The organism is uncultured Allobosea sp. (assembly GCF_945957345.1).
Classification (GTDB): Bacteria; Pseudomonadota; Alphaproteobacteria; order Rhizobiales; family Beijerinckiaceae; genus Allobosea.
Genome location: NZ_CAMFKW010000005.1, coordinates 44,475 through 63,408, shown reverse-complemented (window position 1 = coordinate 63,408; position 18,934 = coordinate 44,475). Strand labels below are relative to the sequence as shown.

The 18,934-nt window shown below is 66.7% G+C and carries 16 protein-coding genes, 1 tRNA gene and 1 pseudogene; 6 read left to right on the top strand and 12 right to left on the bottom strand.

Annotation, left to right across the window (positions count from 1 at the left end):
- Positions 1-4: 4 nt before the first annotated feature.
- From Q0Q36_RS03810 to Q0Q36_RS03790, 5 genes are all read left to right on the top strand, one after another.
- Positions 5-964 (top strand): methyltransferase domain-containing protein, encoded by a 960-nt coding sequence (locus Q0Q36_RS03810; RefSeq protein WP_293795644.1) that lies wholly within the window; start codon positions 5-7, stop codon positions 962-964.
- A 452-nt stretch (positions 965-1,416) separates the two neighbouring features.
- Positions 1,417-3,903: a ligase-associated DNA damage response DEXH box helicase gene (locus Q0Q36_RS03805; protein ID WP_293795643.1), complete on the top strand. Its 2,487-nt coding sequence runs from the start codon at positions 1,417-1,419 to the stop codon at positions 3,901-3,903.
- A 41-nt stretch (positions 3,904-3,944) separates the two neighbouring features.
- Positions 3,945-4,607 (top strand): ligase-associated DNA damage response endonuclease PdeM, encoded by a 663-nt coding sequence (pdeM, locus tag Q0Q36_RS03800; RefSeq protein ID WP_293795799.1) that lies wholly within the window; start codon positions 3,945-3,947, stop codon positions 4,605-4,607.
- A 111-nt stretch (positions 4,608-4,718) separates the two neighbouring features.
- Positions 4,719-4,793, top strand: a tRNA-Thr gene (locus tag Q0Q36_RS03795).
- Positions 4,794-4,920: 127 nt separating this feature from the next.
- Positions 4,921-5,310 (top strand): RidA family protein, encoded by a 390-nt coding sequence (locus Q0Q36_RS03790; protein ID WP_293795642.1) that lies wholly within the window; start codon positions 4,921-4,923, stop codon positions 5,308-5,310.
- Here the strand turns inward: Q0Q36_RS03790 and Q0Q36_RS03785 are convergent.
- The 3 genes and pseudogenes from Q0Q36_RS03785 to Q0Q36_RS03775 all read right to left on the bottom strand — a co-directional run bounded on the left by Q0Q36_RS03785 (position 5,289) and on the right by Q0Q36_RS03775 (position 7,590).
- Positions 5,289-6,506: a cyanate transporter gene (locus tag Q0Q36_RS03785; protein ID WP_293795641.1), complete on the bottom strand. Its 1,218-nt coding sequence runs from the start codon at positions 6,504-6,506 to the stop codon at positions 5,289-5,291. The genes Q0Q36_RS03790 and Q0Q36_RS03785 overlap by 22 nt on opposite strands.
- A gap of 4 nt (positions 6,507-6,510) precedes the next feature.
- Positions 6,511-6,982 (bottom strand): annotated as a pseudogene (locus tag Q0Q36_RS03780) (nucleoside deaminase).
- Positions 6,983-6,996: 14 nt separating this feature from the next.
- Positions 6,997-7,590 carry an ankyrin repeat domain-containing protein gene (locus Q0Q36_RS03775; RefSeq protein WP_293795798.1) on the bottom strand — a complete coding sequence of 198 codons (594 nt, stop codon included), beginning with the start codon at positions 7,588-7,590 and terminating at the stop codon, positions 6,997-6,999.
- A gap of 269 nt (positions 7,591-7,859) precedes the next feature.
- Between Q0Q36_RS03775 and Q0Q36_RS03770 the strand changes: the two genes are divergently transcribed.
- Positions 7,860-8,717, top strand: a complete 858-nt coding sequence (locus tag Q0Q36_RS03770; RefSeq protein WP_293795639.1) for a LysR family transcriptional regulator — start codon at positions 7,860-7,862, stop codon at positions 8,715-8,717.
- A 6-nt stretch (positions 8,718-8,723) separates the two neighbouring features.
- Here the strand turns inward: Q0Q36_RS03770 and Q0Q36_RS03765 are convergent, their stop codons facing one another.
- The 9 genes from Q0Q36_RS03765 to Q0Q36_RS03725 all read right to left on the bottom strand — a co-directional run bounded on the left by Q0Q36_RS03765 (position 8,724) and on the right by Q0Q36_RS03725 (position 18,882).
- Positions 8,724-9,644, bottom strand: a complete 921-nt coding sequence (locus Q0Q36_RS03765) for a DMT family transporter (protein WP_293795637.1) — start codon at positions 9,642-9,644, stop codon at positions 8,724-8,726.
- Positions 9,645-9,696: 52 nt separating this feature from the next.
- Complete coding sequence (locus tag Q0Q36_RS03760) at positions 9,697-10,986, bottom strand: ArgE/DapE family deacylase (RefSeq protein WP_293795636.1); 1,290 nt, start codon at positions 10,984-10,986, stop codon at positions 9,697-9,699.
- Positions 10,987-11,120: 134 nt separating this feature from the next.
- On the bottom strand, positions 11,121-12,728 hold the full coding sequence (locus Q0Q36_RS03755; RefSeq protein ID WP_293795633.1) for an ABC transporter ATP-binding protein: 1,608 nt from the start codon (positions 12,726-12,728) through the stop codon (positions 11,121-11,123).
- Positions 12,729-12,736: 8 nt separating this feature from the next.
- Positions 12,737-13,573 (bottom strand): ABC transporter permease, encoded by an 837-nt coding sequence (locus tag Q0Q36_RS03750; protein WP_293795631.1) that lies wholly within the window; start codon positions 13,571-13,573, stop codon positions 12,737-12,739.
- The gene (locus Q0Q36_RS03745) at positions 13,570-14,547 is read right to left on the bottom strand and encodes an ABC transporter permease (RefSeq protein ID WP_293795629.1); all 978 of its coding nucleotides are present in this window, start codon (positions 14,545-14,547) and stop codon (positions 13,570-13,572) included. The genes Q0Q36_RS03750 and Q0Q36_RS03745 overlap by 4 nt, the downstream gene beginning before the upstream one ends.
- A 166-nt stretch (positions 14,548-14,713) precedes the next feature.
- On the bottom strand, positions 14,714-16,285 hold the full coding sequence (locus tag Q0Q36_RS03740) for an ABC transporter substrate-binding protein (protein ID WP_293795628.1): 1,572 nt from the start codon (positions 16,283-16,285) through the stop codon (positions 14,714-14,716).
- Between the two features lie 123 nt (positions 16,286-16,408).
- Positions 16,409-17,203, bottom strand: a complete 795-nt coding sequence (locus tag Q0Q36_RS03735) for a hypothetical protein (RefSeq protein WP_293795626.1) — start codon at positions 17,201-17,203, stop codon at positions 16,409-16,411.
- A gap of 113 nt (positions 17,204-17,316) precedes the next feature.
- A complete protein-coding gene (locus Q0Q36_RS03730) occupies positions 17,317-17,925 on the bottom strand; it encodes a helix-turn-helix transcriptional regulator (RefSeq protein ID WP_293795624.1) in 609 nt (202 codons plus the stop codon).
- Positions 17,926-18,108: 183 nt separating this feature from the next.
- Complete coding sequence (locus Q0Q36_RS03725; RefSeq protein ID WP_293795623.1) at positions 18,109-18,882, bottom strand: GntR family transcriptional regulator; 774 nt, start codon at positions 18,880-18,882, stop codon at positions 18,109-18,111.
- Between the last annotated feature and the right edge of the window lie 52 nt (positions 18,883-18,934).

Sequence of the window (18,934 nt, the reverse complement as noted above, 5' to 3'; positions counted from 1 at the left end):
CGGTATGACCGATACAGGCTCGACCACGCATTTCGCCTCGTCCGGCGACCCCGTGCTCGACCGCCGCTATGGCTGGGCCGAGGCTGCGCTTAAGGACGGGGACGCGCAAGCGGCCGTCGACATCCTCGACCAGACCCTGTCGCAGGCCTATCACTTCACAGCGGCCTGGCATCTCTATGGACTGGCGCAGGAGGCGCTCGGCCACAAGGAGGACGCCGCCACCGCCTGGCGGCAATGCCTCGATCTCGACCCCAATGACCATTTCGGGGCCCGGCTCGACCTCGCGCGCATCGGCGCGATGTCGGCCGAGCAGGCGACCTCCGAAAATTTCTCCGGCGCGCTGTTCGACGCCTATGCCGATCGTTTCGACAGCCATCTCACGCAAACCCTGCACTACCACGCGCCCGACCTGCTCAAGGCGGCGCTCGTCCGCTGCTGCAGCAACGCCGGCCGGCCCTTCCGGTTCGACGTCGTCTACGATCTCGGCTGCGGCACCGGGCTGATGGGTGAAGCGATCCACGAGCAGAGTGGCTTCATCGCCGGCTGCGATCTCTCGCCGCGCATGATCGAGCGGGCTCGGACCAAGCTCGCGCCGGACGGCACGCCGCTCTACGACAAGCTCGCCGTCGCGGGGCTGACAGCCTTCCTGACCAGCCGGCCGGACGCCTCGGCCGATCTCGTCGTCGCGGCCGATGTCTTCGTCTATCTCGGCGAACTCGCCCCCTGCTTCGCTCAGAGCGCGCGGGTGCTCGAACCGGACGGGCTGCTCGCCTTCACGGTGCAGAGCCATGACGGCGACGGCGTCGTGGTGGGCGATGACAGGCGGTTCGCGCATGCGGAAGGCTGGCTCAAGGAGCGGCTCGTGGAAGCCGGGCTCACCCCCGTACTCGTCGAGCCCGCCAGCACGCGGCAGGATCGCGGCGCGCCCGTGCCGGGGCTGCTGGTGGTGGCGGAGAAGCGTTAAGGAAGAGTCCGTTTTAGGTCGTTTGCGGACATGTTACGCTCAGCCGCAACCGGAAATTAGAGCTTTCCCCGGACAATGAAAAGAGTTCAGCCGGAGTACAGCGATGCTGCCGTGGGTGGTGTGCCTAATTTGGACGGTTCTAGTCAGCGTTGCTTACGTGACTTTCTTCCCGAGTTTTAGCCCGTTATGGCCGATGATGCTGATGTTTGGCGTCGGAGTTCCGATGTTCATCTATCTTGAGAAAATAGAAAAAAGGACCGACTAATGCAAACTCTGCGGAGATCGCGCTGACTGCCTTGAGGGCTTGGGACCGGCGCAACGTCCGCAACGGGGCCGTGAGCAGACATTACGGCACTCCGCAGGATTCGGCACTCGACTTTACCAGCGGCTGTAATCACAAGCCCCTTTATTCCCCTTTCGTTCTCCCGCGCCGCACCCTATCTTCGGCCGCCATGGCCGCCCCCTCTCCGCTCCCTCCTACCTTCGAGGCCTGGTTCGCCGGGCGCGGATGGAGCGTGCGGCCGCATCAGCTCGCCTTGCTGGAGGAAGCCCGCGCCGGACGCTCGACCCTGCTGGTCGCGCCGACCGGTGCCGGCAAGACGCTCGCCGGCTTCCTGCCCTCGCTGGTCGAGCTGGCCGAGCGGAAGGGCCGGCATGACGGTTTGCACACGCTCTATATCTCGCCGCTGAAGGCGCTCGCCGTCGACATCGCCCGCAATCTCGAAGCGCCCGTGCGCGAGATGGGTCTGCCGATCACCATCGAGACGCGCACAGGCGATACCTCCGCCGCCAAGCGCGTACGCCAGATCCAGCGCCCGCCGGATATCCTGCTGACGACGCCGGAACAGCTCGCGCTGCTGGTCTCGCATCGCGACGCCGCGCCGTTCTTCTCATCCTTGCGCCGCATCGTGCTCGACGAGTTGCATGCGCTGGTCACCTCCAAGCGTGGCGACCTGCTGGCGCTCGATCTCGCGCGGCTGAAGGCGCTGGCGCCACAGGTCTCGGCCGTAGGCCTCTCGGCGACGGTGCGCGAGCCCGCCGATCTCCAGCGCTATCTCGGTGGCGCTGAGACACCAGCCGGGCTCGTCACGGTCGCGGGCGGCGCCAAACCGCGCATCGGCATCCTCGACACGGAACGCAACCTGCCGATCGCCGGGCACACCACGCTGCATGCGATGGTCGAGGTCTATCAGGCCATCCGCACGCACAAATTGACCCTCGTCTTCGTCAACACGCGGATGCAGGCGGAATTCGCCTTCCAGGCGCTGTGGAACCTCAACGACGACAACCTGCCGATCGCGCTGCATCACGGCTCGCTCGACGCCCAGCAGCGCCGCAAGGTCGAGGCGGCGATGGCGGACGGGCGGCTCAAGGCCGTGGTCTGCACCGCGACGCTCGATCTCGGCATCGACTGGGGCGATGTCGATCTCGTCGTCAATCTCGGCGCGCCCAAGGGCGCGAGTCGCCTGATCCAGCGCATCGGCCGCTCCAACCACCGCATGGATGAACCTTCCGAGGCGCTATTGGTGCCGTCCAACCGCTTCGAATTGCTGGAATGCCGCGCCGCGCTGGAAGCCGTGCATGAAGCGGCGCAGGACACGCCGCCGCCACGCATCGGCGCGCTTGACGTGCTCGCCCAGCATGTCCTCGGTGTCGCCTGCTCGGATGGGTTCGAGGCCAATGCGCTCTACGAGGAGGTCCGCACGGCCTCGCCTTACGCCGAACTCACCCGCGAGGATTTCGACGCCGTCGTGAATTTCGTCGCGACCGGCGGCTATGCGTTGAAGAGCTATGAGCGCTTCGCCAAGCTGAGGGAGGACAAGGCCGGCCTCTGGCGCGCCAGCAACGCGCGCGTGATCCAGCAATACCGCATGAATGTCGGCACGATCGTCGAGGCGACGATGCTGAAGGTCCGGCTCGGCCGGGCGCGCGCCGGAAAGCCGGGTCAGCCCGGCATGATCATGCGCGGCGGGCGTGTGCTCGGCGAGATCGAGGAATATTTCGCCGAGACCATGGTGTCGGGCGACACTTTCGTCTTCGCCGGCGAGGTGCTGCGCTTCGAGGGCATCGTCGAAAACGAGGCGGTCTGCTCGCGTGCGGCAGCCGGAACCGACCCGAAAATCCCCTCCTATGACGGCGGCAAGTTCCCGCTCTCGACCTTCCTCGCGGCCCGCGTGCGCGCCATCCTGGCCTCGCCCAGCCTCTGGCGCACGCTGCCGGAGGAGGTCTCGGCCTGGCTGCATGCGCAGACGCGGGTCTCGCGCCTGCCCCAGCCGGGCGAATTGCTGGTCGAGACCTTTCCGCGCGGCGGGCGCTTCTATCTCGTCGCCTATCCGTTCGAGGGCCGGCTCGCCCACCAGACGCTCGGCATGCTGCTGACGCGCCGGCTGGAGCGCGCCCGGATGCGCCCGCTTGGCTTCGTCTGCAACGATTACGGCATGGCCTGCTGGACGCTCGGCGACATGACCGCAGCGATCGCGCGCGGCGCGCTCGATCTCGACGAACTGTTTTCACAGGACATGCTCGGCGACGACCTGGAGGACTGGATGGCGGAATCGGCGCTGATGAAGCGCACCTTCCGCTCCTGCGCCATCATCGGCGGCCTGATCGAGCGCCGCTTCCCCGGCCAGGAGAAAAGCGGGCGGCAGGTGACGATCTCGACAGATCTCGTCTACGACGTGCTGCGCCGGCACGAGCCCGACCATATCCTGCTCAAGGCGGCTCGCGCCGATGCGGCGACAGGCCTGCTCGACATTCGCCGGCTTGGTGAGATGCTGACACGGATCAGCGGCCGAATCGTGCACCAGCCGCTCGACCATGTCTCGCCGCTCGGTGTCTCGGTGATGCTCGAGATCGGGCGCGAGGCGGTTTATGGCGAGGCGGCGGACGAGATCCTGGCGGAAGCAGAGGCGATGCTGACGGAAGAGGCGATGGCGTGACGGCTGCAGCGGCAGTTCCAGCGAAGACGAGCGAGGCCTTCATGCTGGGCCGGCTCGCGCTCGTGCCCGATCTCTCGGGCGCGCTCTGGCTGCCGGAGGAGCGCACGCTCGTCGTCGCGGACCTGCATCTGGAGAAAGGTTCGGCCTATGCGGCGCGCGGCGTAATGCTGCCGCCCTATGATTCGACCGCGACGATCGCCGCACTCGCCGCCGCGATCCAGCGCCATCAGCCCGCCCGCGTGATCGCGCTCGGCGACAGCTTCCATGACCGCGATGCCGAAAATCGCCTCGCGCCGGAGATGCGCGCCGCGCTTGCCGCCCTGCAGCAGGGGCGTGACTGGCTCTGGATCACGGGGAACCACGATCCGGCGATCAGCCGCGCCATGGGCGGCGAGAGTACGGCGGAGATCGTGCTCGCCGGCGTGACGCTGCGCCATGAGCCAACCGACTCCGAGGGCGGATACGAGATCGCTGGGCATCTGCATCCCGCCGCGAAGGTCAGGATGCGCGGACGGGCGATCCGGCGGCGCTGTTTCGCGGTGTCGGCACGGCGCTGCGTGATGCCGGCGATGGGCGCCTATGCCGGTGGCCTCAACCTGCGCGACGCCGCTTTCCGGCCGCTCTTTCACGCAGGCTTGAGCGCGCATCTCCTCGGCGACGGCCGGCTCTTCCGGATCGATCCACGGTTATTGCTGCCGGATTGATCGAGCGGGTTGCGTCCGTCACAAGGTTGTGGCATCAGGGCGCCGCTTCGGAACGACGCCAGCGCCCGCAACCGCCTCAGAGCAACCGCGAACGCCCCGGCCGCCGGACCTGCTGCGGTAGCTCAGTGGTAGAGCACTCCATTGGTAATGGAGAGGTCGAGAGTTCAATCCTCTCTCGCAGCACCAGCCTCCCTCATAAGATAAGCGACTGGCTCCAACAGTCTTCACTGACGGCATCACTCCTTTGCCAGCCGGTCGCATTCCGCTGCGCCGGGCTGCCCCCTAGGGTGGATCGTTACTGACGGAGCCTGTCATGCCCAAGCGCATCATCACCTCGGACCGCGTCCACAAGGGGCGTCTGCCCTTCGCCCAGGCGACCGTCGCCGGCGGCTTTATGTTCGTCTGCTGCGTCGGGACCGACAAGGACGGCAAGCTCGCGATCGGCGATCCCCGCGCGCAGACCCAGCAATGCATCGACAATATCAAGGCGCTGCTCGAAAAGGCCGGCGGCAGCCTCGACGATGTCGTGAAATGCACGGTCTATGTCACCGACCGCGCCTATTGGGAGCCGATGAACGAGGTCTATTTCGCCAACTTCGCCGAGGCGACGCCGCATCGCGTCTCCTGCATCGTCAACGGGCTGGGCTCGCCGAACTGCCTCGTCGAGATCGATGCCACCGCCTATCTCGGCGACGAGGCCTGATCGGCCTCCGGTGCCAGCCGCATCGCGCCGGCATAGCCGCGCGGCGCGATGCGCAGTGCCATCAACCCCGCCAGCACGGCGCAGGCCAGATGCATCAGCCAGCCGGCGGTGAAGCTGCCGCCGGCATCGCGCAGCAGCGCAACGATCCAGGGCGGAATGGCGGAGATCAGGAAGCCGCCGCCCTGCATCAGAGCCGAGAGGGCGCCGGCATTGGCGGGATTGTCGATATGGTCGAGCGCCACGATCATGAAGAGCGCGAAGCCGGCGCCCAAACCGACGCCGATCGCCACGGCCCAAGCGGTCGGTGCGGCGAGCGGCCACCAGGCGAGGCCGGCAAAGCCTACGACCTGGCAGGCGAGCGCGAACCAGATCCAGAAGCGGCGATCGGGATTGCGGGCCGCCAGCGCGGGAATGCCGAGCGCCGCCACGGCCTGGCTCGCCGCCATCACCGCCAGGAGGCCGCCGCTCTGCGCCCCCGACCAGCCCATCGCCTGATAGGCGGGCGCGAGCCAGGCGACGACGGAGGCATAGCCACCATTCACCAGCCCGAAGCAGATCATCAGGAGCCAACTGCGCGGGCGACGCAGCAAGGCCAGCGCCGGCAAGCCGCCGCCCTGCCCCGATCGGCCCGATGGCAGCGCCACCGCCGAGATCAAGGCCGCCAAGGCTGCCGGCAGGGCGATCCAGCCCAAACCGAGATGCCAACTTCCGGTCTGTTGAGCGATCAGCGGCGAGAGCTGCGCGCCCAAGGCACCGCCGCCCATCAACATTGCCGAATAAAGCCCCATCACCAGCGCGACCCGATCGGGGAACTTGGCCTTGACGATGCCGGGGAAGACCGACTGCACCACTGCGACGCCGAGCCCACAGAAAGCCGCCGTCGCGATCAGCGCCTCGCCGCTCGTCGTGACCAGCCGCAGGGCCGCCGCCGCACAGAGGATGCAGAGTGCGCCGACGACGGCCGCTCGCGCGCCGAGCGCGCGCTGGAGCCACGGACCGGCGAAGGCGCAAAGCCCCATCAGCAGCATCGGCACCAGCGTGAACAGCGAGAGGCTGCCAAAACCCAAGCCCGTCGCGGCCCGGATCTCCGCCGCGAGCGGGCCGATGCCGGTCAGGAAAGGGCGCAGGTTCAGGCCGACCAGCACCACGGCCGCGAGCAGCAGCGCGCGGGACGCGCCGGATCGTACAGGGATCATGACTTTAGGCCGGCTCGGCCTGGCGCCGTTTCCATTCCGCATAGAGATCGGGGACGGTTTCGAGACGGACAGGCCTATAGCTGATCTTTCGACTGCTCGGCGAAGGGTTTCGCCAGATCGGCATAGATCGCCGCCGTCGACAGGCCGAAGGGTGCGCCGTCATCGTTGGAATAGGCGTAATAGACCTCGCTGACGCCTGAGAGCCGCATCGCCGCCATGCACATCGGGCAGGGATGGCCGCTGGCATAGACCGCACAGCCGGTGAGGCTCGGCGAGCCGAGCTTGCGGCTCGCCGCGCGCAAAGCCGTCATCTCGGCATGGGCGGTCGGGTCGTTGGTCGCCATAATCTCGTTGACGCCGGTCGCGACGACCTCGCCGGCCCGGACGACCACGGCCCCGAAAGGCCGGCCGCCTTTCTCCATATTGGCCTGGGCGAGCTCGATCGCCTCGCAGAGAAAGCGTTGGGTCTGGCTCATGCTCCCTCCCCCGCTCAGCGACCGCCGGCGGCGAGCAGGATCTGCTGCATCTTCGTCTGGCCACGGCTGCGGGCATGCTGGAGCGGGGTGACGCCGTCGCGATCAGCCAGATTCACATCGGCGCCAGCCGCGAGCAGGTCCTTGACGATCTGCTGATGCTTCTCGCCGCCGTCGCTGAGGATGATCGCCTCCAGCAGGCCGGTCCAGCCGAGATTGTTGATGTGGTCGATCTTGACGCCGGCCGCGATCAGGGTGCGGACCGTCTCGACATGGCCGCGCTCGCAGGCCGGGATCAACGCCGTGCCGCCATAGCGATTGGTGCTCTTCAGATCGGCGCCATGTTCAAGCGTCAGCTTGAGAATGGCGAGGTGGCCGCGCGCGCCGGCATAAAGGTACGGGCTGTCGTTCATCCCATCCTTGGCGTTGACGTCCGCTCCGGCCTCGATCAGGGCGCGGGCGGCGGCGACGCGGTTCTCATGTGTCGCGACCAGGAGGGCGGTCTGGGCGCGGCTATCACGCCCGTCGACGGCAACGCCCTCGGCGAGAAGGCGCTTGATCGCGGCGACATCATCCTTGGCCGCAGCGGCATGCAATCTGGTCTCGGTCATGGCTTGTCCAAAGGCTGTCTGCGGGCTGAAGGCCAGCAGGAGAAGAACGAAGGCGAGGATCGGCGAAAAGCGGGTCAATTCCGTCTCCCTGCGTGGCGCGGGCGGCATCGGCCGGCGCGGCGGCGTCCCCGTCGACTGGCGAGCAAGCTCGCCCCGGTCTCTGAATAGAGCGCGGGGCGTCCATCTGAAAATTAAATATCTGGATATCATCCAGTGGCTTTGCGAATATACAGCGCATCCTCGCTTCAGATATGCGGCCACCGGCTCCGATGCTCGACCCCCGCCTGCTCCGCTCCTTCGTCGCCATTGCCGATACCGGCAGCTTCACCCAGGCGGCCGAGCGGCTCAACATGACGCAATCGACGATCAGCCAGCAGCTCGCTCGGCTGGAGGAGGCGGTCGGGCGCGGATTGATCGACCGCGTCGCCCGTCCGGTCCGCGCCACGGCCTCCGGCGAGCGCCTGCTCGGCTATGCCCGACGCATCCTGACGCTGCAGCAGGAGGCAGAAACGATGCTGGGCGATTCCGCCGGCACCGCCTCGATCCGCATCGGCGTGCCCGAGGATATCGTGACCGGCAACATGGCGCAGGTCTTCGCCGACTTCACCCGGCATCACCGGGAAATCCGGCTCGATGTCGTGGCAGGCCTCAGCCGCGAATTGATGCGGCGCTACCGGGCCGGCGAGTTCGACATCGTGATCGTCAAGGAGCCCTCCGCCAGCTCCGACCACCGCGCGAGCTATCCCGAGGCGATGGCCTGGTTCGAGAGCGCGGACGCGCCCGAGAGCTGGCCGGAGCCGCTGCCGCTGGTCACCTTCCCGCCCGGCGGCCTCTATCGCGACGCGATGTTCGAGCGGATCGAGCGCGAGCGGCAGCGCTGGTACATCGCGCTGTCGAGCAGCAGCCTCTACAATGTGGTCGTCGCGGTGGAGGCCGGGCTCGGGCTCTCGCTCCTCCCGATCGGCACCACAATTGGGCGCAGGGTCAGGCTCTATGCCCCCTTCGGCACGGAGCCGGCGATGGTCGTCTCGATCTATTCCTGGGAGAAAGGCGGCGTCATCGGGGAGCTGGTCTCAGCAATGAGCGCGGTGTTGGCCCAGCGCTACAGCATTCCCGTACAGAACTGAGCCGCGTCACGCGCGACGGGCCGGGATCAGGATCGCACCGGAAGCGGCGATCACAAGGCAAAGACCCAGCCAATCGGTCGAGGTCGGCCGCTCGCCGAGCAGCAGCACCGAGCCGAGCATGCCGACAGCCGGCACCATCAGCGTGCCCAGGCTGGCGATGCCCGCCGGCAGGCGCGCCACCACCGTGAACCAGAGGAAATAGGCGAGCGCCTGGGCGCCGATGATGTGAAAGCTCAGCGCCGCCAGCACGCGTGGCGACAAGAGTTTCGGCACCGGCAGGCCTTCGAAGACGAGCATGCCGAGGCCGGCGACGAGGCCGCCGATCAGCAATTGCCAGGCGGCGATCGTCAGCGCCGGAGCCGAGACCGGCCAGTGCTTGGTGACGATCGTACCCAGCGCCCAGCTCACGGCGGCACAGAGCGCCAGCGTCAGGCCGAAGGAAAGCTGCCCGGCCAGGATCAGCGGCAGGCCGAGGCAGACGAGGCCGGCAATGCCGAGCGCGAGCCCCGCAAGGCGCCGGCCGTCGAAAGCCTCCCCCAGCACGAAGCGGGCGAGCAATGTCGCCCAGATCGGCATGGTGAAGGTCAGGATCGCGGCGCGCGAGGTCGGTGCGGCGAGCTGCGCGAAGGCGAGCAGCGCGTTGAAGGCGGCGATCGAGAGGAAGCCGGCGACGACCAGCCTCGGCCACTGTGCACGCGGCACCGCGAGCGGGACGCCCCGCGCCAGCGCGCTCGCGACGAGCACCAGTCCGGCGAAGCTCATGCCGGCAGCGCGCAAGGTCCAGGGTGCGATCTCGGTCAGCGAGATCCGCACCGCCGGCCAGTTGAAGCCCCAGAGCAGCCCGAGCAGGGGAACGAGCAGCAGCGCCCTGCTCGACCGCCCCGCGTCCTCCCGGACGAGGGGCGGTCCAGGTTCTTGCTTCAGCATCGGGTACTCCGAAAACCGGTTCCCACTTTTCGGCCCGATGCTTTGCCCTCGCTCATCCCGTGATGCTTTCGAGCCCGCACCATTCGGCAACGAAGAGCGCCATGGCGCCGGTGATGCGCTTCACCGAAGCCAGGCTGACGCGCTCGTCGAAGGCGTGGATGTTCTCGCCCATCGGGCCGTAGCAGAGCGCCGGAATCTTGTCGTAGAGCGCGTGGACGCGGGTATCGAGATAGGCCGCGGTCATGAAGCTCTTGAGCGGCTTGCCGAGCGCCGCCTCATGGGCGCGGGCGAGCACGCCCTCGGCCTCGCTGCCGGGCTCCAGCACATAGCCCTCGGCCCAGAAGCCGTTGAACGTCACCTTCGGCGGGTTGTTCGCGAGGAAGGAATCGCCGCGCGCGGCCTCGCGGATGCAATCCTCGATGCGCTGCGCCGTCTCCTTGGCGGTGACGCCGGGATAGAGCCCGACGCGGCAATCGACGCGGCACCAGCACGGCACGGAAGAAGCCCAATCGCCGCCCTCGATCTTGCCGATATTCAGGTTGATCGGATGCGGATCATCCTCGAAATGCTCGCGACCGGCCTTCTCGCTATTGAATTGCTCCTCGAGCTTGCGCAAAGCCGCGACGACGCGATAGGCGGCGTCGATCGCATTGGCGCCGGTACCCATCTCGCGAACATGGGCGGGGATGCCGCGCACCTCGAACTGGAACCAGAGCACGCCGGCATTGGCGCGGGCCAGCATCTCGTATTCCGGCTCGGGGATCAGCGCGGCCTCGGCGCGGTAGCCGCGCAGATGCGTCATCAGCGCGCCATTGCCGGTGGATTCTTCTTCGACGACAGATTCGACATAGACCGTCGCCGCCGGCTGCATGCCGATGCGGCGCAGCGCATCGAGGCAGAAGAGATTGGCGGCGGAGCCGGCCTTCATGTCGGCGCTGCCACGGCCATACATCCAGTCGCCCTCGATGACAGGGTCGAACGGCGGGTGCTTCCATTGGTCGAGGGGGCCGGCCGGGACGACGTCGACATGGGCCTGCAGGATCAGCGAGCGACCCTTCTCCTCGCGGGGGCGATGGATGCCGACGACGATCGGGGCTTCGGAATGCGTGTCGGAGAAGGGCGCGCCGCCGGGATGGGCCGCGATCGCCTCCCTGTCCATGGCGAAGCGGTCCATTGTGAAGCCGCGCTGCTTCATGGCGCGGAAGATGAAGTCCTGGACCGTGTGCTCCTGCCCGCGAGTCGAGGCGAAACGGACCAGCTCCTGCGTATAGGCGACCTGCTCGTCGAAGCCCGCCTCGACGGCGGCGAGGATTTTTTCGCGAAGGGCGGGATCGAGAGGCATGGGCGGGTCTCCTTTAGGCCAAATCCGTCATGCTCGGCCTTGTGCCGAGCGTCCACGTCTTGCGACATGGATGAAGGGAAAGACGTGGATGGTCGGGACAAGCCCGACCATGACGCGGAGCGTGGTTCACGCCATTAGTGCCCGAAGCGCCCGCCGCCCGGCACCGCCGCCAGCAGTTGCCGCGTATACGCGTGCTGCGGGTCGGCGAAGATCGCCGCCGTCGGCCCGCTCTCGACGATGCGCCCGCGCTGCATCACCGCGATGCGGTCGCATATCTGCGCGGCGACACGTAGATCATGGGTGACGAAGAGGATGGCGAGGCCGAGCCGGGCCTGGATGCCCTTGATCAGCTTGAGAATCTGCGCCTGCACGGAGACGTCGAGCGCCGAGACCGCCTCGTCCGCGACCAGCACGTCCGGTTCGAGCGCCAGCGCGCGGGCGATGCCGACGCGCTGGCGCTGGCCGCCGGAGAATTCATGCGGATAGCGGTCGATGGCGTTGGCGGAGAGGCCGACGAGCTCCAGCAGTTCCTTCGCCCGCGCCAGCGCCTCCTTGCGCGGTGTGCCGTGCGCAACCGGGCCGTCCGAGATGATGCGGCCGACGGTCTGGCGCGGGTTGAGCGAGGCGAAGGGGTCCTGGAAGACCATCTGGATGCGCTTACGCTGGCGGCGCAGTTCGGCGGCCTTCAGCTCGGAAAGGACGAGGTCGCCGAGCGCGATCCGGCCACGATCGGGCTCGATCAGGCGCAGGCAGCAGCGCCCGACCGTCGACTTGCCCGAACCGGACTCGCCGACGAGGCCGAGCGTCTCGCCGCGGACCAGCGCGAAGGAGATGTCGTCGGCCGCCTTGACCTCGCGCGCGACGCCGAAGAGCGAACGCTTGCGATAGGTCTTGCCGAGCCCTTCGACGCTGATCACCGGGGCGGTATCGGGCAGCGGCGGAAGGACGGCCGGCGTGAGTGACGGTACGGCAGCGAGAAGCTTCTGCGTATAGGGATGGGTGGGAGAGCCGAGCACCTGATCGGCCGTGCCCTCCTCGACCAGCACGCCCTTCTCCAGCACGGCGATGCGGTCGGCGATCTCGGCGACGACGCCCATGTCATGGGTGATGAAGAGCACGGCCGTGCCGTGGCGATGGCGCAGATTGTCGATCAGCTTGAGGATCTGCGCCTGCGTGGTGACGTCGAGCGCAGTGGTCGGCTCGTCGGCTATCAGGAGCTTCGGTTCGAGCGCCAGCGCCATCGCGATCATCACGCGCTGACGCTGGCCGCCGGACAATTCATGCGGATAGGCCTTGGCGAGGCGCGGCGGATCGGGCAGGCCGACCTCGGTCAGGAGCTCGAAGGCGCGCGCACGCCGCGTCGCCTTGTCGTGCAGGCCGTGCGCCTCAAAGGTCTCGACGATCTGGTCGGAGATGCGCATGACCGGATTGAGCGAGGTCATCGGCTCCTGGAAGATCATGCCGACCTCCCGGCCGCGCATGTCCTGCATCGCCTGTTCGTCCAGTTTCAGGATGTCGCGACCGGCGAGCCGGATCGCGCCTGCGACCGGCTTCACCGCCTTGGGCAAGAGGCCCATCACGGCATGGGCGATCATCGACTTGCCGGAACCGGATTCGCCGACGACGCAAAGCGTCTCGCCGGGCTGGATAGCGAGGGTGACTTTCTCGACGGCGTTCGGGCGGTCGGCCATTGCCGGCAGCGCCAGCGTCAGCCCTTCGATGGAAAGCGCGGGAGCAGTCATGCGCGCCATCATTCCCGCCCCCTGGCCAGACGCGGGTTCAGGGCATCGTTCAGCCCCTCACCGGCGAGATTGAGCGCGAGCACCGTCAGGAAGATCGCGAAGCCCGGGAAGAACGAGATCCACCAGGCGTCGAGCAGGCGCGTACGGCCGGCACCGACCATATAGCCCCAGCTCATCAGGTTGGGATCGCCCAGGCCCAGGAAGGAGAGCGAGGATTCCAACAGGATCGCCGAGCCGATCATCAGCGAACCCATGACGATGATCGGCGCGATGGTGTTGGGCAGGACCTGGCTGAAGATGATCCGCGGCGTCGACTGGCCGATGGTGACCGCCGCCTGGACATATTCGCGGCTTCGCAATGAGAGCACCTCCCCTCGCACCAGCCGTGCCACAGGTGGCCAGCTCACCACGCCGATCGCCAGCACGATCGAACCGAGCTGCGGTTGCAGGATCGCGACCAGCACGATGGCGAGCGCGAAAGACGGAATGGTCTGGAAGAACTCGGTGAAGCGCATCAGCGCGTCATCGACGAAGCCGCCGGCATAGCCGGCGATGGCGCCGAGCGGCACGCCGATCACCAGCGCGACCAGGGTCGAGACCACGCCGATCATCAACGAGACGCGCGCGCCATGGACGAGGCCGGCTGCAAGGTTGCGGCCGAGCGTATCGGTGCCGAGCGGGAAGCGCTCGTTGGCGAAGGGCGCGAGGAAGGGCCGCGCCACGGGGCGCCAGGGCGATTGCGGATAGAGCGTCGGCGCCAGGATCGCGAAGGCGACGACGGCGAGCAGGATGACGATGCCGATGACGGCGCCGCGATTGCGGACGAAGCGCTTGAGGAAATTCATGCATGCGCCTCGATGCGCGGATCGACGATCCGGTAGACCAGGTCGGTCGCGATGTTGAAGCAGACGACCATCGCCGAGGAGACGAAAAAGACGCCAAGCAGGACTGAATAGTCGCGCTGGACCAGCGCATCGAACATCAGCCGGCCGATGCCGGGCCAGGCGAAGACGGTTTCGGTCAGGACGGCGCCGCCGACAAGCTGGCCGGCCTGCAGGCCCGCCAAGGTCACCACCGGCAAGATCGCGTTGCGGGCGACATGGCGGCGCCAGACTCTGGCCTGCGAGACGCCCTTGGCGCGCGCCGTCTTGACGAAATCGGCCCCTGCGACCTCCAGCATCGAGGCACGCATCATCCGGGCATAGAGCGCGGTGAAGAACAGGCCGAGCGTGAGCGAAGGCAGGACGAGATGCTGGCCTATATCGAGGGCGCGGGCGAGGCCGGTATAGTTCGCGCCGATCGTCTCGTAGCCGACATTGGGCACCATCCCGAGCTTCAGCGCGAAGACGATCTGGCTCATCAGCGCGATCCAGAACAATGGCGTCGCATAGAAGATCAGCGCGAGCGCGGTGATCAGGCTGTCCGACCATTTGCCGGCCCGGCGCGCCGCGAGCGCGCCCATCGCCGTGCCGACGACGAGCGAGACGAGGAAAGCCGCACCGGTGAGCAGCAACGTCGCGGGCAGCCGCTCCATGATCAGGTTGAGCACCGGCTGCTGCTGGCGGTAACTGAAGCCGAGATCGAAGGTGAGATAGCCCTTCAGGTAAAGCCAGAGCTGCATCAGGAAAGGCTGGTCGAGGCCGAAGCGGGCACGCAGCTGTTCGAGCAATTGCGCGTCCGCGGCGCCGGCCTCACCGGCGAGCACCTGCGCGGGATCGCCAGGCGCGGCCCGGATCAGCAGGAAGTTCAGTACCGCAATCGCGAAGAGGACGATGACGCCCTTCACGAGCCGGCCGGCGAGGAATTGCGCGAGGTTCATTCAGGACTTTCGTGAAGCCTGTCATCCCGCGCACGCCGCGGCGCGAAGTGCCGCCGCGCAGACGCGGGACCGTCATCAGGACAGGGCGGCCTTGCAGGCTAACCCCGATACGATCCCGGATCGCCGCCTTGCGGCGCCCGGGACGACGCACCCTTTCGAGCTCGCCTCACTCCTTCCAGGCGTCGCGGAAGCCGTCGTCGACGCCGATGCCGGTTGTGACGAGGTTCTTGACGTTGCAGCGGTAGATGGTCGGGAAGTCCATCTCCAGCAGCCAGAGCACCGGCACCTCGTCGACCAGCAATTGCTGGACCTTGGTATAGAGCTCCTGGCGCTCCTTGTCGGTCGGCGCGATCGCCGCCGCGGCGAAGAGCCTGTCGACCTCGGGATTCACATAGGCGCCCTGGTTGCCGAAGGGGTTGCCCTTGACGATGTTGGTCGAGATGTAGTTCCGCGCCACGCCGATGGCCGGGTCGCCGAGCTGATAAAGGAAGTTGAAGGTCAGGTCGAAATCGCCGTTCGAGGCCTTCTGCGTCCAGCCGGGCACGTCAGTCGTCTCGATGGAGACGTTAATGCCGGCATCGGCGAAGTTCTGCTTGATCGCCTCGGCCCAGCGATTCCAGGTCTCGCCATAAGGCAGGGCCAGGATTTTCAGCGGCTCGCCCTTGTAGCCGGAGGCCTTGATCAGCTCCTTCGCCTTGGCGACGTCGTAGGTATATTTCGGCACATCGGCCGAATAGAACCTGGTCTTGGAGGAGATCGGCCCGGTCGGGAGCTTTCCGAGCCCGTCCCAGACGACATCCCGTCCGAACTCGCGGTCGATCGCATACATCATGCCCTGGCGGAACTGCTTGTTGGCGAGCGGCCCGCCCTTCGCGACGTTGGCAGTCAGCCAGGCATGGGGAGCGAACATCTCCCACCCCTTGGTCGTCACGCAGGTATCGGGCAGCTTGGAGAGGCGCTTGACGTCGTAGACATCGACCGAGCCGCCGGTCAGCACGTCGACCTTGCCCGTCTCGTAGGCAACGGCACGCGCGGCTGCATCGGGAATGATCTGCCAGTAGATCTCGTCGAGGTTCGGCTTGCCCTTCAGCCAGTAATCCTCGTTCTTGACGAGGTGGATATAGGAGCCCTTCTTCCACTCCTTGAACTTGAAGGGGCCAGTGCCGATCGGCGTGTTGTTGGCGGGATTCGCGCGATAATCCGTGCCGTCATAGATGTGCTTGGGGATCATCGGCGCGGAAGCGACCTCCTGCGTCATGATCATCGGGCCGAAAGGCTGCTTGAGCGTGATCTTGACCGTGAGATCGTCGACCTTCTCGATCTTCTCGACCTGGGCGTTGACGGTCGGGCGCCAGCGCGGATGGACCTCGCGCAGGAACTTGTCGAGCGAGAAGACCACGTCGTCTGCGGTAAACGGCTTGCCGTCATGCCATTTGACGCCTTCCTGGAGCTTGAAGGTGTAGGTCTTCGCGTCCGGCGAGATCTCCCAGCTCTTGGCGAGCGAGGGCTGTGGCTCGAGCTTCTCGTTATAGCGCAGCAGCGACTCGTAGATGTTGCCGGCAACCATATTGGTCGGGCCGTTCTGGTTGAGGCCCTGCATCAGCATCGGCGGCTCGGGCTGGACCACGACATGGACCGTCCCGCCCTTCTTCGGCTCCTGGGCCACGGCAGCGCCCAGCACGAAAACTGACGCCGCCAGCGCCAGGCTCAACCGCAATCCACTCATCCCACGCACCATCTGCTCGTTCCCCTGCCTCGTACCGAGATCATATCGTTTGAATCGGGCCTCATAGGACCGGACCGGTACCATCGCACCCGATCATGCGTCTCTTGGCAAGCGCCGCGCCAACTGACCCGCGCTTTAGTGGAGCATGCCCGCGAGGGCACCGCGCATCGAGGCGCTGGAGATGCCGAACAGCCCGGCATAATGCGACTCGAGATCGGTGATCACGAACATCACGGTCGAGATCGAGACGATGCCGATCGCCAGGACGATCGCGGCCAGGCGCCGGCGCGGGATCTGCAGGCCGAAGCTCAGGAAGACCAGCATCAGCCAGAAGGTCAGAACGCTGGTGAACAGTGGCGAGACAGGGCCACGCACATCCTCGATCACGGCCCAGCGCCGCTGCTGCACCTGCTGATAGACCGACCGGCATTCGGTGGCGACATTGACATGGAACGTGTCTGCGGGAGCCAGGCCGTTGATCGCCCGGCCGACCCGGACGATCAGGGCGCCAAGGGACGGATCGGCGCCCTCGCGCGCCATGGCGGCCGTTTCCGGATAGGAGACGCCAGCGGGCTTCTGCTCGTTCGGCCAGGTGCTGGCGATCACGCCGGCGGTATAGCTGCGCAGGTCGAGGCGGATCGAATCCGCCTCCGCCCCGTAACCGCGCAGGCATTCGTCGAGCTGGGCAAGCTGGGCGGCATCGGCATTGCGGTCGCGATAGGCGGTATCGAAAGCTCCCTTGACGCTGGAGAGCTGCAGGCTGAGCACCAGCGCGGCAAAGGTCACGAGCAGGCTCGTCACGAGCCGGATCGCCTCCAGAGTGCGTTCGGAGAGATGCTCCTCGGACAGCCAGTCCCGCAGCTTGACGCCAAAGATGGCGCTGCCGCTCATCAGCGCGCAGAAGAGGAAGGCTGCCAGTGCCTCGGCCATGGTCGCGTTTGACTCCGGGCGGTGCGGTTGCGCCCGCATGCCGGTCCAGAGGGCGTGGGATAGTGGATCATGTCAACGGTACGGCAACGATCTGCGCCGCGGAGGCGGCGTGCTCAGCGCAGGTCTTCGACATAGGTCGCAACGAAGCGGACGAGCTCGCTCTGCCTGGCCGTGCCGGTTTTGGCGAACAGGCGCTGGAGATGGGTCCGTGCGGTAGTCGGTGCGATGCCCAGCCGCTTGGCCGCGATGATCGTATCGAGCCCCTCGACCATCAGGGCGAGCATGCGCTCCTCGGTGGGCGTCAGGCTGCAGGCCTCGCTGACACGGGCGACATTGCGATCGATCGCGGTTTCGGGGTCGTCCACCGTCAGCACGAAGAGTTCGATGCTGGCGATATGGACGGCGTCGACCGCGACCTGCCGCCCGTTGCGCAGCACCAGCGGCAGCCGCGTCTCACCGGCCGTGCTGCCACTGCGACAACGCTTCAGCCAAACCTGCAAACGCGCCATGAAGTCCTTGTCGCTGGCCGTGAAGCGGTCGAGACCGCCCAGCCCGTCGCGGGCGAGCGCTTCCGCGCCGCGGTTGCCAAAGCGCTGGTTCAATTCGGCATCGATGACAAAAACCGGCCTGGAGGCCTTGCCGAACGCATCGGGGCCCATGTCGTGGCGCGGCGGAAACGGGGTGTAGCTCGTCCTGCCGACAATCGAGACGTGAAGCGACATTGCAATATCCATCCCTGCAATCAACGCATCGCCGCATCCTGGCGCCTGGGAAACCAAATTTCGGGCAGATGCGGCTCCGTTCCTCTTGGTCGCGCGGGATCGCGAGCAGGTTCAACGCCTCGTTTTGGCCTGCTATTGGATATCGGACCGAACGCTCGGGATGGCAGCTGCCTACACTGGTTGTCAGGCGGTGAGCGTCAGCCGGTAGGTATAGGTATCGCCGCGGAACAGGCCCTCGACATATTCGAGCATGTCACCGTCGGCGCCATAGCTGCGCCGCTTGATCAGCAGGCAGGGCGCGGGAACCTCGAAGCCGAAGATCGCGCATTCTTCCTCGGTCGGCGCTGCCGCCTCGATCGTCTGGTCACAGCGTGTCAGCGGCAGACCGAGCTCGGCGAGCCGGGCATAGACCGAGCCCGAAAGATCGCTCTCGGCCAGCTCCGGCGCGCGCTCGAGATTGTACCAGGCGACCTCGCGCGACATCGGGATGCCGTCTCCCGAGCGGATGCGGACCAGCTTCAGGAAGCGTGCATGCGACGACAAGCCGAAGATCGAGGCGATCGAGCGATCGGTGACCACGGAGCGCTCGACGATGCGGGAGGACGGTACCCGGCCGAGTTCCTGCATCTCCTCGGTGAAGCCCTTCAGCCGGTCCATGCCGGAATGCAGCCGCGGCCCCGTGCCCTGGACGATCGAGCCCAGGCGCCCCTGCGCGCTCAGCAGCTTGCGCTCGCGCAAGGCGTTGTAGGAGCGCTGCACGGTGGCGCGGCTGATCCTGAGCCGCTCGGCGAGTTGGCGCTCGGCGGGGAGCGTCGTGCCCGGTGGCAAAGTGCCGTCCCCGATCAGTTGAGACAACTGGTCTTCAAGCTGCTGGTAGAGCGGCTTGGCGGTATCGGTGCGCAGATCCAGCAGATTCTGGAAGGGCGGCTTTGGGAACGGCGGTTTAGGCACTGTCATCGTTTGCATGAGCGTGACACAACCCGCGTAGCAGTTCGTGAATGGGAAAATC

Coding starts and splice junctions, on each gene's coding strand:
- Q0Q36_RS03735 (WP_293795626.1), bottom strand. CDS start 17,203: ATGGCCGAGGCACTGGCAGCCTTCCTCTTCTGCGCGCTGATGAGCGGC.
- Q0Q36_RS03745 (WP_293795629.1), bottom strand. CDS start 14,547: ATGAACCTCGCGCAATTCCTCGCCGGCCGGCTCGTGAAGGGCGTCATC.
- Q0Q36_RS03785 (WP_293795641.1), bottom strand. CDS start 6,506: ATGATCCCTGTACGATCCGGCGCGTCCCGCGCGCTGCTGCTCGCGGCC.
- Q0Q36_RS03725 (WP_293795623.1), bottom strand. CDS start 18,882: ATGACAGTGCCTAAACCGCCGTTCCCAAAGCCGCCCTTCCAGAATCTG.
- Q0Q36_RS03790 (WP_293795642.1), top strand. CDS start 4,921: ATGCCCAAGCGCATCATCACCTCGGACCGCGTCCACAAGGGGCGTCTG.
- Q0Q36_RS03740 (WP_293795628.1), bottom strand. CDS start 16,285: ATGGTGCGTGGGATGAGTGGATTGCGGTTGAGCCTGGCGCTGGCGGCG.
- Q0Q36_RS03770 (WP_293795639.1), top strand. CDS start 7,860: ATGCTCGACCCCCGCCTGCTCCGCTCCTTCGTCGCCATTGCCGATACC.
- Q0Q36_RS03750 (WP_293795631.1), bottom strand. CDS start 13,573: ATGAATTTCCTCAAGCGCTTCGTCCGCAATCGCGGCGCCGTCATCGGC.
- Q0Q36_RS03765 (WP_293795637.1), bottom strand. CDS start 9,644: ATGCTGAAGCAAGAACCTGGACCGCCCCTCGTCCGGGAGGACGCGGGG.
- Q0Q36_RS03810 (WP_293795644.1), top strand. CDS start 5: ATGACCGATACAGGCTCGACCACGCATTTCGCCTCGTCCGGCGACCCC.
- pdeM (WP_293795799.1), top strand. CDS start 3,945: ATGCTGGGCCGGCTCGCGCTCGTGCCCGATCTCTCGGGCGCGCTCTGG.
- Q0Q36_RS03755 (WP_293795633.1), bottom strand. CDS start 12,728: ATGACTGCTCCCGCGCTTTCCATCGAAGGGCTGACGCTGGCGCTGCCG.
- Q0Q36_RS03730 (WP_293795624.1), bottom strand. CDS start 17,925: ATGTCGCTTCACGTCTCGATTGTCGGCAGGACGAGCTACACCCCGTTT.
- Q0Q36_RS03775 (WP_293795798.1), bottom strand. CDS start 7,590: ATGACCGAGACCAGATTGCATGCCGCTGCGGCCAAGGATGATGTCGCC.
- Q0Q36_RS03805 (WP_293795643.1), top strand. CDS start 1,417: ATGGCCGCCCCCTCTCCGCTCCCTCCTACCTTCGAGGCCTGGTTCGCC.
- Q0Q36_RS03760 (WP_293795636.1), bottom strand. CDS start 10,986: ATGCCTCTCGATCCCGCCCTTCGCGAAAAAATCCTCGCCGCCGTCGAG.